The organism is Marinobacter sp. LA51, from assembly GCF_030297175.1.
Taxonomy (GTDB): Bacteria; Pseudomonadota; Gammaproteobacteria; order Pseudomonadales; family Oleiphilaceae; genus Marinobacter; species Marinobacter apostichopi.
Genome location: NZ_AP028070.1, coordinates 3,187,756 through 3,204,099, shown reverse-complemented (window position 1 = coordinate 3,204,099; position 16,344 = coordinate 3,187,756). Strand labels below are relative to the sequence as shown.

General features: G+C 58.3%; 15 protein-coding genes and 1 other RNA gene. 9 read left to right on the top strand and 7 right to left on the bottom strand.

Annotated features, from left to right (window positions below):
* Positions 1-26: 26 nt before the first annotated feature.
* A complete protein-coding gene (locus QUE89_RS14855) occupies positions 27-1,700 on the top strand; it encodes an acetolactate synthase large subunit (protein ID WP_286220823.1) in 1,674 nt (557 codons plus the stop codon).
* 70 nt (positions 1,701-1,770) lie between these two features.
* Entirely contained in the window at positions 1,771-2,652 is an 882-nt protein-coding gene (locus tag QUE89_RS14850) for an SNARE domain-containing protein (protein ID WP_286220822.1), read from the top strand.
* Here QUE89_RS14850 and QUE89_RS14845 read toward each other — a convergent pair whose 3' ends face one another.
* The 5 genes from QUE89_RS14845 to smpB all read right to left on the bottom strand — a co-directional run bounded on the left by QUE89_RS14845 (position 2,653) and on the right by smpB (position 6,988).
* A complete protein-coding gene (locus tag QUE89_RS14845) occupies positions 2,653-3,540 on the bottom strand; it encodes a chemotaxis protein (protein ID WP_286220821.1) in 888 nt (295 codons plus the stop codon).
* Positions 3,541-3,734: 194 nt separating this feature from the next.
* On the bottom strand, positions 3,735-4,331 hold the full coding sequence (locus QUE89_RS14840) for an exopolysaccharide biosynthesis protein (RefSeq protein WP_286220820.1): 597 nt from the start codon (positions 4,329-4,331) through the stop codon (positions 3,735-3,737).
* Positions 4,332-4,482: 151 nt separating this feature from the next.
* Positions 4,483-4,847, bottom strand: a transfer-messenger RNA (tmRNA) gene (ssrA, locus tag QUE89_RS14835).
* Between the two features lie 89 nt (positions 4,848-4,936).
* On the bottom strand, positions 4,937-6,304 hold the full coding sequence (locus QUE89_RS14830) for a WS/DGAT/MGAT family O-acyltransferase (protein WP_286222912.1): 1,368 nt from the start codon (positions 6,302-6,304) through the stop codon (positions 4,937-4,939).
* 204 nt (positions 6,305-6,508) lie between these two features.
* On the bottom strand, positions 6,509-6,988 hold the full coding sequence (gene smpB, locus QUE89_RS14825) for an SsrA-binding protein SmpB (protein WP_041339082.1): 480 nt from the start codon (positions 6,986-6,988) through the stop codon (positions 6,509-6,511).
* Positions 6,989-7,168: 180 nt separating this feature from the next.
* On the opposite strand from smpB, the gene QUE89_RS14820 reads away from it, so the two are divergent.
* The 3 genes from QUE89_RS14820 (at position 7,169) to QUE89_RS14810 (ending at position 9,590) form a co-directional block, all read left to right on the top strand.
* Positions 7,169-8,800, top strand: coding sequence for a sodium-dependent transporter (locus QUE89_RS14820; protein ID WP_286220819.1), 1,632 nt, complete (start codon positions 7,169-7,171; stop codon positions 8,798-8,800).
* 65 nt (positions 8,801-8,865) lie between these two features.
* Positions 8,866-9,309, top strand: coding sequence for a type II toxin-antitoxin system RatA family toxin (locus QUE89_RS14815; protein WP_286220818.1), 444 nt, complete (start codon positions 8,866-8,868; stop codon positions 9,307-9,309).
* Positions 9,309-9,590: an RnfH family protein gene (locus QUE89_RS14810; protein ID WP_286220817.1), complete on the top strand. Its 282-nt coding sequence runs from the start codon at positions 9,309-9,311 to the stop codon at positions 9,588-9,590. Before QUE89_RS14815 ends, QUE89_RS14810 begins: the two co-directional genes overlap by 1 nt.
* A 10-nt stretch (positions 9,591-9,600) precedes the next feature.
* Here the strand turns inward: QUE89_RS14810 and QUE89_RS14805 are convergent, their stop codons facing one another.
* Positions 9,601-9,927, bottom strand: a complete 327-nt coding sequence (locus tag QUE89_RS14805; RefSeq protein ID WP_041339091.1) for an outer membrane protein assembly factor BamE — start codon at positions 9,925-9,927, stop codon at positions 9,601-9,603.
* 122 nt (positions 9,928-10,049) lie between these two features.
* Between QUE89_RS14805 and fur the strand changes: the two genes are divergently transcribed.
* Positions 10,050-10,460 carry a ferric iron uptake transcriptional regulator gene (gene fur / locus QUE89_RS14800; RefSeq protein ID WP_286220816.1) on the top strand — a complete coding sequence of 137 codons (411 nt, stop codon included), beginning with the start codon at positions 10,050-10,052 and terminating at the stop codon, positions 10,458-10,460.
* A gap of 89 nt (positions 10,461-10,549) precedes the next feature.
* Here fur and recN read toward each other — a convergent pair whose 3' ends face one another.
* Positions 10,550-12,229 (bottom strand): DNA repair protein RecN, encoded by a 1,680-nt coding sequence (recN, locus tag QUE89_RS14795; RefSeq protein ID WP_286220815.1) that lies wholly within the window; start codon positions 12,227-12,229, stop codon positions 10,550-10,552.
* Positions 12,230-12,515: 286 nt separating this feature from the next.
* On the opposite strand from recN, the gene grpE reads away from it, so the two are divergent.
* The 3 genes from grpE to dnaJ all read left to right on the top strand — a co-directional run bounded on the left by grpE (position 12,516) and on the right by dnaJ (position 16,338).
* Positions 12,516-13,118, top strand: coding sequence for a nucleotide exchange factor GrpE (grpE, locus tag QUE89_RS14790; protein WP_286220814.1), 603 nt, complete (start codon positions 12,516-12,518; stop codon positions 13,116-13,118).
* Between the two features lie 90 nt (positions 13,119-13,208).
* Complete coding sequence (gene dnaK / locus QUE89_RS14785; RefSeq protein ID WP_286220813.1) at positions 13,209-15,125, top strand: molecular chaperone DnaK; 1,917 nt, start codon at positions 13,209-13,211, stop codon at positions 15,123-15,125.
* Positions 15,126-15,204: 79 nt separating this feature from the next.
* Entirely contained in the window at positions 15,205-16,338 is a 1,134-nt protein-coding gene (gene dnaJ, locus QUE89_RS14780; protein ID WP_286220812.1) for a molecular chaperone DnaJ, read from the top strand.
* The last annotated feature ends 6 nt before the right edge of the window (positions 16,339-16,344 follow it).

Below are 16,344 nucleotides of genomic sequence, written 5' to 3'. Positions count from 1 at the left end.
ACCGGCGACAAACAAAAGGGACAACGATGACAACGGAGCTAACCACGGAGGCGCGCAACGGGGCTGAGCTGTTCATCCGCGCCCTGGAGAACGAAGGAGTGCGGTACCTCTTTGGTGTGCCGGGGGAAGAGAACCTTGCTTTGTTGGAAGCATTGCGGAAATCCAATATCCAGCTGGTACTGAACCGCCACGAACAGGCCGCCGGCTTCATGGCCGCCACCTATGGACGGCTGACCGGTCGGGTTGGCGTGTGTCTCTCCACCCTGGGCCCGGGTGCCACCAATCTGGTAACCGCCGCCGCTTATGCCCAGCTTGGTGGTATGCCCATGATGATGATCTCAGGCCAGAAGCCGATCAAATCGTCAAAGCAGGGCCTGTTCCAGATCCTCGATGTGGTGGATCTGATGCGTCCGCTGACCAAGTACACCCGTCAGATCAGCAACGCCAACACCATTCCTGCGAAAGTTCGAGAGGCCTTCCGGCTGGCGTTGGAGGAGAGGCCCGGCGCAGTGCATCTGGAATTACCCGAAGACATCGCCGACGAGCAACCGGATTCGGACACCCATATCTTTGAGCCCAGTGATGCGAGGCGCCCCTCCGCCAGTGTCAAAAGCCTGGAGATGGCCTGCGACATGCTGCGCCAGGCCAAGCACCCGCTGATCATGATCGGTGCGGGGGCGAACCGGAAACGGGTGTCGCAGGCGCTGATTCACCTGGTCAACGTGACTAACATTCCGTTCTTCACCACCCAGATGGGCAAAGGTGTGGTGGATGAACGGCATCCCCGATATCTGGGCAATGCCGCGCTTTCCTCGGGCGATTTTGTGCACTGCGCCATCGACCATGCCGACCTGGTGATTAACGTGGGCCATGATGTGGTCGAAAAGCCCCCGTTCTTCATGAAACCCGGCGGCAAGCAGGTCATCCACGTGAACTTCAGCGGTGCCGATGTAGATCCGGTGTATTTCCCCCAGCATGAGGTGGTGGGCGATATAGCCAACAGCGTGGAATACATGGCCGAGCACTGCGGCCACTGTGGCAGCCACGACTTCACCTGGTTCATGGAAGTGAAAGCGGCAGTGGACGAACATCTAAAGGATCGCGCCGACGATCCCCGGTTCCCGATCATTCCCCAGCGCATCGTCAGCGACGTGCGTGCGGTAATGCCGGACGACGGCATCATTGCCCTCGATAACGGCATGTACAAGCTGTGGTTTGCGCGCAATTATCCAGCTTACGACAACAACACCGTGCTGCTCGACAACGCCCTGGCCTCCATGGGCGCCGGCCTGCCCAGCGCCATGATGGCGGCCATGCTATACCCGCATCAGAAGGTCATGGCGATTTGTGGCGACGGTGGCTTCATGATGAACAGCCAGGAGGTGGAGACAGCCGTTCGCCTGAACCTCAACCTGGTGGTGCTGATCATTAACGACAGCGCCTACGGCATGATCAAGTGGAAGCAGGCCCAGGAAGGTTTTCAGGACTTTGGCCTGGACTACCAAAACCCGGATTTCGTCAAATACGCCGATGCCTATGGCGCCACCGGTCACCGGGTAACCCGCACCGAGGATTTGCGGCCGGTGTTGGAATCCGCGCTGGGGAATGGCGGTGTGCACCTGGTGGACGTGCCGGTGGATTATAGCGAGAACCGGCGGGTGTTTGATGAGGAACTTGCCGACCTGACCTGCCGGCTGTAGCCGTTGTATGATGGCCTCCTGATTTCGCCAGCTATCTAGTCAACTATTTAGCCATTTAGGAGGCCACTGAATGAACCAGTCCCTGTTCCGATGCCTGTTCGCAGCCATAGCCCTGTTGGTGTTGGCCGGTTGCAGCAAACCGGAAACCCCCCAGCAAGTGGCGGAAGCATTCTGGCAGGCCGTCGCTGAAAACAACGCCGATGCCGTCGCCGAATTCTCTACTCTTAGCTCTCCCGATGACTTTGATGGTTTCCGCAAAGACTGGACCGGCATTGAACCGTCTTACGGTCGGGTGGTGATCGATGAGCAGGAAGCCTCTGTAGTCACTCGGCTGCCGCCGGAATACGGTAAGGAAGGTGAGCACCAGGAGCTGATCACCTTTCTGATCAAAGAGCCCGAGACCTGGCAGGTGGATTATGACCGCACTGAGGATGCGCTCCTACGGCCATCAATGTTCGGCAATCTCATGGGCGAACTGAATAAGCTGGGCGAGAAACTTTCTAGCAGCTTCTCCTCGTCATCGGACGACATTGAAGCCAGCATGGACGAGTTTGCCCGCAACTTTGAGGCTTACTCGGCGGAAGTAGAGCGCAAGACCCGGGATGCCGTTGAGGACTTTGGTGCACTGATGCAGCAGGCCATCGAGAAACTGCAGGAGTCAATCAACGAAGCGCTGGAGCAGGGTGAGCAGGCAACGCCTGAAGACCGAGTGATTCTGGAGCAGGCCTCCCGCAGCCTGAGTAAAGAGGTCAAGTCACTGGAAGAGCCCACCATGGAGACCCTAGCGCAGGCCAGCCGCACCCTGGGCGAGACTGGCGAGCGGTTCACCCAGCTGAGTGCGCAAACCTACAATCGGTACAAAGATGACTGGGAAGCTCAGCTGGACGAGATTCGCGCTGAAACCAACGCGTTCTTTGCCGACCTGCGCGAAAGCCTGACCGCCGAGGGCTGATTACCGGGCCTGATCGGCGCCCCGCAACATGGCCTGCAGCAGCTCTTTGGCATCGAACTTGGTGAGCGCCTCATTGGCGCCCACCTGGTTGGCGTAGCTCAGGCTCATCTCACTGTTCAGTGAGGTGTGGAGAATCACGTAGGGCTGTTTCACGGCTGCGTTGTCGCGGAGATTGAACGTCAGTTCGTAGCCATCCAGCCCAGGCATTTCGATATCGCTGACCAGGATATCGATGGGTTTGTTCAGCTCATCGTTGGTCAGCAGAATCTGTAAGGCTTCATCACCGTTAGACGTCACCTGGTAGGAAATGCCCTTGCTGTCCAGGGCATCCGACAGCTGTTTACGGGCCACCTGGGAATCGTCTACCAGCAGGATGTTCAGCGCCTTCAGGGTTTCGCTCTGAACATCGGTGAGCGCCACATCCTCGGTAAGCAGGGATTCCGGATACACCTTCGCCAGCAACAGCTCCACATCCAGCAACTGGATGATGTCGCCTTCGCGGTCCAGTAGGCCGGTGATGAAGGCTCGTTCGCCCAGCGCCTTGGGTGGCGGCATTACCTGTTTCCAGTCGGCCTCGATGATCTGATTCACGCCGCGCACCAGAAACCCGATTTCCTGGCGCTGGATGTCGGTAATGATGATGGATGCTTTGGCCTGTTCGTCCGGAGTCAGTGGGGGGTGCCCCACAGCAGCGGCCATGTCGATGACTGGCACCGCAGAACCACGAAACATCGCAGTGCCAATAACGGCGTGGTGACTGTGAGGCAGCTTGCTCAAACGCATGAACGGCAGGATTTCCCGAATCTTCAGGGTGCCAATCCCGAATAACCGGTCACCGGACAACCGAAACAGCAGTAATTTCTGGGCCTGTTTCGTTTTAGTGAGCATACAACCGAATCCTCGAAGCGACGAAAGCCCGCAAGTACGGGCGTTCTCTGGTGTATTGGCTGGTAGTACCGCTGAGCGCGGAGCGTAGGCAAGCCATAGGTATGTCGTAATAATACCAGCATTGGCCGGGTGTCCGGTTCAACTGCTTTGTTTCAAATGGTGACCAGCGTTCAGTTGGTTATCGGCAGCTTGTGCTATCCCATGAGCCCGATTATCACCGCCCACAAAGTACCGCCGGTGATGGCCATGCCCAGCAAGGCCAGCACGCCATCCTCCACCACCATGGCCATACCGAACACCATCAGCGCCAGCGCACCACCGTTGGCGCTAAAAGGCACCACCTCCATGGCCGGCATGGCCGCGGCCACCAGCATGCAAATCAACGCCATCAGGTACTGCCCGGGCCCCCGTACCAGCCAGGTCAGCCGTGGGCGAGTCCAGCGGTCCACAAAGCAGGCCGGCTTCTGCATCCAGTCCAGGCCCTTGATCAGAGTTTCCCGGGCCACGCGGCGGTTAGACAGTTTATTCGGAATCCACACCGATTGGCGCTGGAACAGCAGTTGCCCCAGCGTCAGCAGCACCACCAGGCCCAGCAAAGTCGGTACGCCGGGAATATCACCAATCAGCGGGGCGATGGTGATCAGGCCTGCGATCAGCACCACCGGCCCGAACGAGCGCTGGCCAACCGCCGCCAGTAGATCGCCAATGGAGATGTGCTGTTGGCCCTCGGTGTGCTCACGCAGGCGCTGGAGTACGTCGGTCAGATTGGCGGGTTGCTGGGTCTGGTCCATCGCAGAAGGTCCGGTGCGGTGAGTGGGTCAGGAGCCTTAACTATACAATGACTGGGATTTATTTAATCGGTATGACGCCAACTTCGGCGAACGGAAAGGTATGCCCTGAAACGAGAAAAGCCCCGGAAAACGGGGCTTTTCTCTGGGTAGTTGGTGGAGACGGCGGGAATTGAACCCGCGTCCGCCAGTACTCAACCTTGAGAGTCTACATGCATAGCGTCCCTCTATTAATTTAACTTCAAGCGACCCGAAGGTCAGGGTGCAAGAAGCGATCTCTTTATATCTTAGCCGTTAACCAGTGAGCTCTGGATAACGGAGCATCCCGTAAGCGATGACGTCCTGAGATGTAGCTCTGGGCTACGGGCGACCCAGTCAGGACGACTAGCAGCTTACGCTGCTAGTGCGTAGTTTTCGTCGTTTGCGACTATTGCGTTGCAGCTTTGGATTAACGAGATTGGCTGCCATCTCGACATGCACTCAAGGGTTCGCCACCAGCGTCGAAGCCATGTCGTCCCCTTACCGACAGTATATGTGTCCGGTTTGCCGTACTTCAAGGTTTGTTTCGTGCCATCGCTGTTTTGAGGTAAGTGCTTATGCCTATCCGTTCAGCCCGCTTTGCGTTCAATGGCGCCTCGCCGGCCAGCCAGGGCGACGTGGCTGAGGGCTTCAAAGCTTTCCTGGAAGTACGCCATGATCTCGTCCGGATCGGCGTGAATGTTCTTGTCCACGGTGATACCGAACTGCACGGTGCCGGCATAACTGAAGATGCTCATGCCTATGCCGATTGAGCCGCTCTGGGGCACCCAGAACATCGGCTGGGTGACCTTGGCGCCGGCCATGTACAGCGGCTCCTTGGGGCCCGGCACGTTGGTCAGCACGGCGGAGGCCTTGTTGCTCAGCAAACCCAGGGCCCTGCGCTCCAGGGCGTCGGGGCCACGGCCAAACAGATCAAGGAGGCTGTAGGTCACCTGCGCCTGGTAAGAGCGCTTCAGGCGGTTCATGTTTTCCTGCACCTGCCGGAAACACATGAACGGATCCTGAACCTCCACCGGCAGGTTCACCAGCACCAGGCCGAACTTGTTGCCGAGGATTTCAATCGGCTGGTTCAGTGGTCGCAGGTTGAATGGCACAGCAACCCGCAGGCCGCACTCGGGCACATCTTCGCGACGGGCGGCGAAGTGGCGCTGCAGGGCCCCGGTGGCGGTACACATCAGAGTATCGTTCACGGTGCCGCCGAGGGCCTTGGCGCAGGCTTTAACTTCGTCCAGATCCAGCGGTTTGGCCCAGGCGACGTGTTTGCGCCCGCACAGGGGGCGTCGCAATCCGGTCTCCGGCTCGAACGGCGCGAGCCCGAGCTTGAGCAAATCGAGCGCGACACTGCCGGCGGTGGACGCCAGTTTGGCCGGGTATTTCGGATCTTCACGAACCGACTGGATAAACAGCTGGGTCTGGTAGGTGGCGGCCTGAATGTTGTCCACCGCCCGGTGAAGCGTCGATTGCAGCCATGATCGTTTCGGCGCAGGCGCGGCCGAACGCACCGCAACTTTCGGAAGCATCGGCTCCGGGGTTTTGTCGGTCAGGGATAGCATCACCCGCACCAGCGAAATGCCATCGGCAATGCAGTGATGGATACGGATCAGCAGTGCGCTGCCGCCCTGGTAATTGTCGATGTAGTGCAGTTGCCAGAGTGGCCGCCGGAAATCCAGTGCGGTGCTGTTCAGGTCGCCCACCAGTTTCTGCAGCTGGGCCTGGTCTGCCTTGCCGGGCAGGGCAACGGTGTGCAGGTGGTTGTCCAGGTCAAAGGACGGGTCATCCTGCCAGTACGCGCGGTCGCCGGTGTCGACTATCCTCTGGCGAAACTGACGGAAACGCAGAAGCCGCTCTTCCAGCGTGCGTCTGAGATGATTCACGGAAATCGGGCGGTCCAGCACCAACAAGCTGCAGACCATCATTGGATTTTCCGGGCTGTCCATGCGCAGCCATGCGCGATCGACGGCCGCCATGGGTGTTCGGGTATTCGAGGGGGTGAGAGACATTTGCACTCCCTTTGCAAGGCCTCGGGAACCCCCGAGTATAGGCCTGATTAAAAACTGTGCAAAGAGAGTGCGGACGCGACATACCTGATGTGCCATTTGAGGCCGACAACAGGTATGGAGAGGGCTAGTCTGGCTGGGGCTTCAGGCGTTGGCGTCGCGCAGAATGCGTTGCTTCTGGCGGTTCCAGTCGCGTTCTTTCTCGGTCGCCCGCTTGTCGAACTGTTTCTTGCCGGTCACCAGGGCGATCTCGCACTTCACCTTGTTCTTCTTCCAGTACAGGGCGAGCGGGATGCAGGTGCGGCCGGTCTGGTTCACCTTGCCAATGATCTTGGCAATTTCCTTGGCGTGCAGCAGCAGCTTTCGGGTGCGGGTCGGGTCGGCCACCACGTGCGTGGAGGCTGTGTTCAACGGCATGATGTGAGACCCAAGCAGCCAGGCCTCGCCATTTTTCAGCAACACATAGGCGTCCACCAGCTGTGCCTTGCCAGCACGCAGGGATTTTACCTCCCAACCCAGCAGGGACAGGCCGGCTTCGAAGCGTTCCTCAATGTGGTACTCGTGTTTCGCCTTTTTGTTCAGGGCGATGGTACTGCTCGGCGTTCCGGGCTTTTTCTTGCTCATGAATCAGTTAATCCGGGGTCGGACGAATGAACGAATTGGCCGGTATGGTCGCCGGCAAAACGGCCATTGTAGCTCAGGACTGCCAGACCGGTCACGAAATCGCCGCGATCGGCTTTGTCTGGTCGTGCGTGCGCGAGCCGATCAGCTACAATGTCAGGCCAGAATCTAACAGGGGCGCGAATGCCTACGCCGTATCAGACACACATCGGGTCCTTTACCCGCAAATCGACGTTTTTCTGGGCCGCGTTGGGTGCCACTGTCGGGCTCGCCAACCTGTGGCAGTTTCCCTATCTTGCCAGCCTGCACGGTGGCGGGCTCTTTATCCTCATCTACCTGGCTTGCCTGCTGCTGGTGACCTTGCCATTGATGGTCACGGAGGCAGCTTTGGGCCGGCACTCCCGTCATGGTCTGGTGCTGGCGCTGGACGGTTTTGTCCGCAGTGCCAAAGCGTCCAATGCCTGGCTCATTGTGGGCCGGTTGGGCATCTTGGCGGCGTTTCTGGTGTTGTCGTTCACTGCGGTATTTGGCTCCATTGCGCTGGCCTACGTGTTCTATGGCGCTGTGGGGAAGTTCTCCGGTATTGACCAGGCAGGGGCCACCCAGATTCTCGCCGGCCTGGTGTCCGATCCCCGGGAATACCGGGTGTTCATGAGCTGGCACGCGCTGTTTCTGGTGTTGGTGATCTGGGTTTCGATCCAGGGGGTGGCGAGCGGGCTTGAGCGCGCACTGCGGGTTGTAGTGCCTGGCGCCCTGTTGTTGATGGTGGCGTTGTTTGCGCTGGCGGTCTGGCACGGTCGGATCGATGGCGCCATTGAGCACATTCTGGCTACCCATCCCGAGGATGTCAGTTTCGCGAGTGTGAAGGCGGCGCTGTTTCACGCCTTCTTTACTCTGGGCCTTGGTATGGGGGTGTGGGCGATCTTCGGTGCCTACACTGCACCAGGCACCCGCTTGAAGCGTTCGATCCTGGCGGTGGTGCTCATGGATACCCTGGTGGCCATTGTTGCCGGCTTGATGATTTTCTCGGTGGCAACGGGTGGCACCAGTTTTGACGGTGAGCGCGGCTTTGGCCTGTTGTTCGTATCGCTTCCGGTGACCCTGGCGGAGTTCCCGATCAGTCAGTTCGTGATTGCCGTGGTTTTTCTGCTCACGGTGATGATTGTCTGGACCACCTCACTGGCGCTGATGGAGCCGGTGGTGGGCTGGTTCCGTGAATGGACCGGCGCGCCCCGGGGCTGGTCGGCGCTGATTATTGGTCTTGCGGTCTGGTTCGCGGGGTTGGCGTCGTTGTTGTCATTCAACGTTTGGGCCAGTGACCGGATGGCCGGTGCCACGGTGTTTCGCTGGTTGGAGCTGATTACCGGTGGTCTCCTGATTCCAGCTGTCGCCATCCTGGTGTCGGTGTTTACCGGGTGGCGCATTACCCGCGGTCTGTCGAGCCAGATTCTGGGTCAGGCGCCCAAGCTGTTTGCCGGGATCTGGTTCTGGGTGATGCGCCTGGTGCTGCCGGTGGTGGTGGCCTACATCGGCATTCAGTACACCGCTTTTTCACTGACCAATCTGTGTGAATCCGGCAGCGACGGCATCTGGTGTAGTCAGCCTGCCACCGTGCTGCTTGAGCCCGGTGAAGAATCTTTGCTGGAGGAACCCGCTCCTGGGGCAGAGCGTAAGCCTGGTGCAGCTGGTGCAGCTGGTGAGCAGGCGGAGGAGGCTTTGCCTGCCGGTGACTCAGGTGCAGAGGAGCCAGCGGACGAAGCCGAACCCGGTGAAAATGCCCCCAAAGACGGCGAGATCCTTTATCATAGTGTCTGATCAATCGTAGCTGTTTAGCTATACGTATACCTTTTGAATGTCTGCCAGCAGGACCGTCGGTTTCCATGCCCCATCAGATCGATAAAACAGCCCTTGTCATGCACTCGGCCGAGCGCATGTTTCATCTGGTAAACGATGTCGCCCGTTACCCGGAGTTTCTGCCGTGGTGTGCCAACACCGAGATCCATGAACAGAACGCCGAAGAAATTACTGCGTCGATGGAGATTGCCAAGGGTGGTGTGCGCCACACTCTGACCACCCGCAATCAGTTGCAGCAACCTGAAGTTATTGAGATGAACCTGGTGGACGGTCCGTTCCGGAATCTGGCCGGTCGCTGGCATTTCAAACCGCTGAGTGACGACGCCTGCAAGGTGATCCTGACGCTGGAATTCGAGTTCACGGGTTCGCTGTCGCGCATGGCGTTTGGCACGGTGTTCAATCAGGCCGCCGCGACCATGGTGGATGCCTTCTGCAAACGGGCCGACCAGCTGTATCAGGGGGCGACGTAATGCCTCATGTGGAAGTGGCTTATGCTCGTCCGGATCGGCAGGAAATCGTGCCGGTGACGGTGCCGCAGGGCACGACTGCACTTGAGGCGGTGAAGCTGTCCGGCATTGTTGGGATCTTCCCGGAAATCGATCCCGATGGCACCGACATGGGCATCTTTGGCAAGGTGATCAAGGATCCGTCCGCGCATCCATTGCGGGAAGGTGATCGGGTTGAGCTCTATCGCCCGCTTCAGATTGACCCGAAGCAGGCGCGTCTGAACCGGGCCAAGAAGAAAGGCTGAGCGTTGTGGCTCAGTAGGCGGGTGTTTCTTCCAGCAGCTGGGCTTCGTAGTGGGAAAACTGGTCGTCGTTGTAGTACACAATGATGCGTTGTTCCTGAATGTCACCGCCGCGACGCTGGAAGGTATACACGTAATATTCCCGTGATGAATCAATCGGATTCAGCATCAAGGGAGTTCCCATCACGGCATGCACCTGGCTGCGAGGCATGCCCGCGGTCAATGCCGTCAGCTCCTCATCGGTCACAATGTTGCCTTGCTGGACGTTGATTTTATACACGCCAGGAAAGGCACAACCGGCCATAATGAGAGTGAGAATCAGAGCTGTGAGCTTTTGCATCGCGGGGGGAAATCCTCTATCTTAAAATCGCCCGCCTGAGGCGGGTGTGGCACGGGGTAACCGTTTCAAGGCGGCTTCATCATACCGGAAGCCGAGAGACACACCAAAGAGTGAATCGTAACATGTCATCTGAAAACACCGAATTACGCAAAGTCGGTCTGAAAGTTACTCTGCCGAGAGTGAAAATCTTCAATATTCTGGAAACTTCTGAAGAGCATCACCTTAGTGCCGAGGACGTTTACAAGAAACTGCTTGAGCAGGGCGATGATGTGGGCCTGGCGACAGTCTACCGGGTACTGACCCAGTTCGAAGCGGCGGGCCTGGTTTTGCGCCACAACTTCGAAGGTGGTCATGCGGTGTTCGAGATGGCCGGCGACGACCATCACGATCACATGGTCTGCACCCAAACCGGTGAAGTCATCGAGTTTGTTGACGAGATTATCGAAGAGCGTCAGCAGAAAATTGCGAAGGAGCATGGCTTCGAGATCGTCGATCACAGCCTGATCCTGTACGTAAAGCCGATTAAGTCGTAAGCAAAACCTCATATGCAAAAAAAGGGGGCGGGTTTTAGCCCGCCCCAAACAGCTCTCAGGATCGAGAGGGGGATAGTGTGTCTGGTGGCCTAGTGGTGGGTTGCCTGTCCCTTGGAAAACATCTCCCGGGCATGCGCAATGGTGTGCTCGGTCATATCAACCCCGCCCAGCATTCTCGCCACTTCATCAATTCTGCCTTGATCATCCAGCGTCTCGATTTTCGAGAAGGTTGCGTCCCGTTCAGTGAACTTGCTGACAAACAGGTGCTGGTGACATTGCGCCGCCACTTGCGGCAAGTGAGTCACGCACAGGACCTGGCCATTGTCGCCCAGTGCGCGCAGTAGTCGGCCAACCACTTCGGCGGTGCCGCCGCCAATGCCCACGTCCACTTCGTCAAACACCAGAGTTGGTGTGGTGGAGGTCTGCGCGACCACCACCTGAATGGCCAGGCTGATGCGTGACAGTTCGCCACCGGATGCCACCTTGGCCAGCGAGCGTGCTGGTTGGCCGGGGTTGGCGCTGACCAGGAACTCAATATCCTGCTGACCGTGAGGCGCGGGTTCATCACCTTTATTGCGACTCAGGTGAGTGACGAACTGCATGTTGGGCATGCTCAGTTGAGCCAGTTCTCCGGCAATGCTCTGGTCCAGTTCCACGGCGGCGCGTTCGCGAGCGTCGGTCAGTTTGGTGGCCAGTTCATCAAAGGTGGCGCGCTGGCTGTCCAGTTCCGCTTCCAGTTGCTCAAGGCTGCCTGCGCCGCCGTCCAGTTCGGCCAGTTCCGCACTCAGTCGCTGGTGTAGTTCAGGCAGTTCGTCCGGGCCGATCCGGTGCTTGCGGGCCATCTGGTAAATGGCACTGAGGCGTTCTTCAACTTCCGCAAGTCGGGCCGGGTCGGCCTCGTAATCGTCAACGAAGCGGCGCAGGTTGTCGCCGGCTTCGCTGATCTGAATCTGGGCCTCGCTAAGCATTTGCAGGGTGTCGGCCAGTGCAGGCACTTCCACCGGTAGTTGCTCTAGCTGCTGCAGGGCCTGGCGTACCAGTCCGGCTGCGCTGGTTTCCTCTTCGGTGCACAGTAGTGCCGCCTGATGGCTGCTGTGCAGCACGGCGTCGGCCTGACTCAGCTGCGCTTGCTCTTCTTCAAGTTTCTCCTGCTCGCCATCTTCCAGCGCCAGTCGGTCTAATTCTTCAACCTGATAACGCAACAGCTGCAGCTTGGCTTCGGTTTCGTCCGCGTTTTGCTGACGCTCGGTCAGGCGCTGGCGGGTCTGGTTCCAGGCCTTGAAGGCGGCGTGGGTGTCGGCGGCCAGCGGCTCCACGCCGGCAAATTCGTCCAGCAGTTTGCGGTGGGTTTCTTTGCGCAGCAGTGACTGGTGCTGATGCTGACTGTGGATATCCATCAACACGCCGCCCAGGTCTTTCAGGTGTGCAAGCGGGCAGGGCTGGCCATTGATGTAGGCCCGCGAGCGACCGTCTTTGCTGATCACGCGGCGCAGGATGCAGTCGTTGTCGTCATCGAGCTCGTGGGAGGTCAGCCAGTCGGCGGCTTCCGGGATGTTGGCTACGTCAAAGGTGGCGGTGATGTCTGCACGCTTGGCGCCATGGCGTACGGCGCCGGCGTCTGCCCGGCCGCCCATTGCCAGCCCCAGGGCATCCAGGACGATGGATTTGCCGGCGCCGGTTTCACCGGTCAGTGCTGTCATGCCTTTGCTGAACTGGAGCTCGACCCGTTCGGCAATGGCGTAATTGGAAACTGTCAGCTGTGTGAGCATGCAGGTAACCTCCGCGTCCTTCGAAATGCTGGCATGGCCCTGCCCGATGTTGGGTGCCTGCCGACTACTGTTGGTATATACAGTGACTGTAAATATATACAGGGTTTTTGCTGTTTGCAAACTGTGTAGCCCTGAAAATCTTCCGGATTGAAGGGTGGGGTGGTTGAAACCTGCGAGCGGGGCCCCATATCGGATCGCATCTATATTTTTCCGGCTCGCTGCGGTCGGAAGCCATGTTCAATTGGCCGTCCCGTGATCGGCCACCGGATAGCTAGCAGGAGAGCTCATGAGCAACGACGAGAACCGCAACGAACAGGTTGAAGACGAGCTGAAGGAAGCAACTGAAGCTGCGGCCGAGGAAGCACAGGCCGAAAGCGAGGTTGTGGAAGGTGAAGAGTCTGAAGTGGACGCATTGAGAGCCCAGGTTAAGGAAGCGCAAGAGCAGGTGTTGCGCTCCCAGGCCGAGATGCAGAACGTGCGCCGTCGTGCCGAAATCGACGTTGAAAAGGCTCACAAGTTCGCCCTTGAGAAGTTCGTGAAAGAGCTGCTGCCTGTTGCTGATAGCCTTGAGAAGGCCGTTGAGAGTACCGAAGGTAGTGAGGATGCCGGTGAGCTGGTGGCGTCCATTCGCGAGGGCGTTGAGATGACCCTTAACCTGTTCATGAACAGCCTTGGCAAGTTCAACGTCGAGCAGCTTAACCCGGTAGGTGAGCCGTTCGATCCACAGCAGCACGAGGCCATGTCCATGGTGCCGTCACCGGACGCAGAGCCGAACAGTATCGTAGCCGTGGTGCAGAAGGGCTACCTGTTGAATGGCCGCGTTGTCCGTCCGGCCATGGTGGTCGTTGCTAAGGCAGAAGACGCACCAAAAATTGATGAGCAGGCTTGAAAAGCTGATTAAAGCGCCAATATAGCCAGTAAATGGTCAAAGCCGGGGTGATTTCCCCGGGAAAGCATTCAGAAGAATTGGAGTGATTCAATGAGCAAGATTATTGGTATCGATCTGGGAACCACAAACTCCTGCGTGGCCATCATGGATGGTGACAAGGTAAAGGTCATTGAAAATGCCGAGGGTGATCGCACTACACCTTCGATCATCGCTTACACCGACGATGGCGAAACCCTGGTAGGTCAGTCTGCCAAGCGTCAGGCAGTGACCAACCCGCACAACACCCTGTACGCCATCAAGCGTCTGATCGGTCGTCGTTTTGAAGACGACGTGGTTCAGAAAGACATCAAGATGGTGCCGTACAAGATTGCCAAGGCCGACAACGGCGACGCCTGGGTTGAGGTGAAGGGCGAGAAGATGGCCCCGCCGCAGGTTTCTGCAGAAGTTCTGAAGAAGATGAAGAAGACTGCAGAAGATTACCTGGGCGAGAAAGTAACCGAGGCGGTTATCACCGTGCCGGCTTACTTCAACGACAGCCAGCGTCAGGCCACCAAAGATGCCGGTAAGATTGCTGGTCTGGAAGTGAAGCGGATCATCAACGAGCCGACTGCAGCAGCCCTGGCCTATGGCCTGGACAAGAAGAGCGGCGATCGCACTGTAGCGGTTTATGACCTGGGCGGCGGTACCTTCGACCTGTCCATCATTGAAATCGCTGACGTTGATGGCGAGCACCAGTTCGAAGTACTGGCCACCAACGGTGACACCTTCCTGGGTGGTGAAGACTTCGATATGAAAATCATCGAATACCTCGCCGACCAGTTCAAGAAAGACAGCGGCATCGACCTGCGTGGCGACTCCCTGGCCATGCAGCGTCTGAAGGAAGCTGGTGAGAAGGCCAAGATCGAGCTGTCCAGCAGCCAGCAGACCGACGTGAATCTGCCGTACGTGACTGCTGATGCCAGCGGTCCGAAGCACATGAACGTCAAACTGACTCGCGCCAAGCTTGAGTCGCTGGTAGAAGACCTGGTTCAGCGCAGCCTGGAGCCGTGTAAAGTTGCTCTGCAGGATGCGGGCATGAAGGCTGGTGAAATCGACGAGGTTATCCTGGTCGGTGGTCAGACCCGTATGCCGCTGGTTCAGGAAAAAGTTAAAGAGTTCTTCGGCAAAGAAGCTCGTAAAGACGTTAACCCGGACGAAGCCGTTGCCATGGGTGCTGCCATCCAGGCCGCCGTTCTGTCTGGCGACGTGAAAGACGTGCTGCTGCTGGACGTGACTCCGCTGACCCTGGGTATCGAAACCATGGGTGGCGTAGCTACTCCGCTGATCGACAAGAACACCACGATCCCGACCAAGAAGTCGCAGACGTTCTCCACTGCGGATGACAACCAGACAGCGGTTACCATCCACGTGGTTCAGGGTGAGCGTAAGCAAGCGACGCAGAACAAGTCGCTGGGCCGTTTCGATCTGGCCGACATCCCGCCGGCAGCGCGCGGTGTGCCGCAGATCGAAGTTACCTTCGACATCGATGCCAACGGTATCCTGAACGTGTCGGCGAAAGACAAGGCGACTGGCAAAGAGCAGTCCATCGTGATCAAGGCCTCTTCCGGTCTGAACGACGATGAGATCGACAAGATGGTGCAGGACGCCGAGGCCAATGCCGAGGAAGATCGCAAGTTCGAAGAACTGGTACAGACCCGTAACCAGGGCGACGCCATGGTGCACGCGGTTCGTAAGACTCTGACTGAGGCAGGCGACAAGGTCAGCGACAGCGAGAAAGAGTCTATCGAAGCGTCCATCAAAGAGCTGGAAGAAGCCCTGACCGGGTCCGACAAGGACGACATCGAAGCCAAGACCCAGAAGCTGACCGAAGTCTCTTCTGAGCTGGCTCAGAAGATGTACGCGGATCAGGCAGAGCAGGCCGAAGGGCAGGAAGAAGCCCAAGGCCAGCAGTCTGACGACGCCGTTGATGCCGAGTTTGAAGAAGTCAAAGACGACGGCAAGCGGTAAATCTGACGTACATCAGGCAGTTGGAAAACGCGGGGGAGTCCCCCGCGTTTTCCGCGTTTAAAAAACAGGGTTTTAAAGCATGGCCAAGCGCGATTATTACGACATTCTCGGTATTTCCCGGGATGCGGACGAGAAGGAAGTCAAGCGAGCCTATCGCAAGCTCGCGATGAAGTATCACCCCGACCGTAACCCGGACGACACCGACGCCGAGAACAAGTTCAAAGAGGCCAGCGAAGCTTACGAGATTCTGGCCGACGACTCGAAACGCGCCGCCTACGACCAGTTCGGTCACGCCGGCGTTGATGGCCAGGCCGGTGGCGGCTTCGGCGGCGGTGGCGGTGGTTCCAGCTTCTCCGACATCTTCGGGGATGTGTTTGGTGACATCTTCGGTGGCGGCGGTGGTCGTGGCCGGACCTCCCGTGGTGCAGATCTGCGTTACACGCTGGAGCTGGACCTGGAAGAGGCTGTTCGCGGCAAGACCGTAGAGATCAAGATCCCGGGTCACCGCGAGTGCGATACCTGCGACGGCAGTGGTGCGGAAAGAGGCTCAACGCCGGAAGCCTGTGGTACCTGTAAGGGTATGGGCCAGGTGCGTATGCAGCAGGGTTTCTTCACCGTGCAGCAGGCGTGCCCGACGTGCCGGGGTTCTGGCCAGATCATCAAGAATCCGTGCAAATCCTGTCATGGACAAGGCCGGGTTCAGGAAGAAAAGACGCTGTCTGTGAAAGTGCCGCCGGGTGTTGATACCGGTGATCGTATCCGTTTGTCTGGTGAGGGCGAAATGGGTATGGACGGTGGTCCTCCGGGCGACCTGTACGTGCAGATTGCGGTGCGCGAGCATTCGATCTTTACCCGTGACGGTCGCAACCTTTACTGCGAGGTTCCCATCAGCATCGTTGATGCCGCGCTCGGTGGTGAGTTGGAAGTGCCGACCCTGGATGGTCGGGTCAAGCTGAAGATCCCGGCAGAAACCCAGACCGGCAAGCTGTTCCGTTTGCGCAACAAGGGTGTGAGCCCGGTGCGCGGTGGTCCGTCCGGTGATCTGTTGTGCCGGGTGATGGTCGAAACGCCGGTCAATTTGACCAAGCGTCAGAAGGATCTGCTCGACGAGTTCCAGCAAACGCTGGACGGCGGCGACGGCAATCAGCATGCTCCGAAGAAGACCTCCTGGTTCGAAGGTGTTAAAAGCTTCTTCGACGAGATGAAATTCTGACGGCGG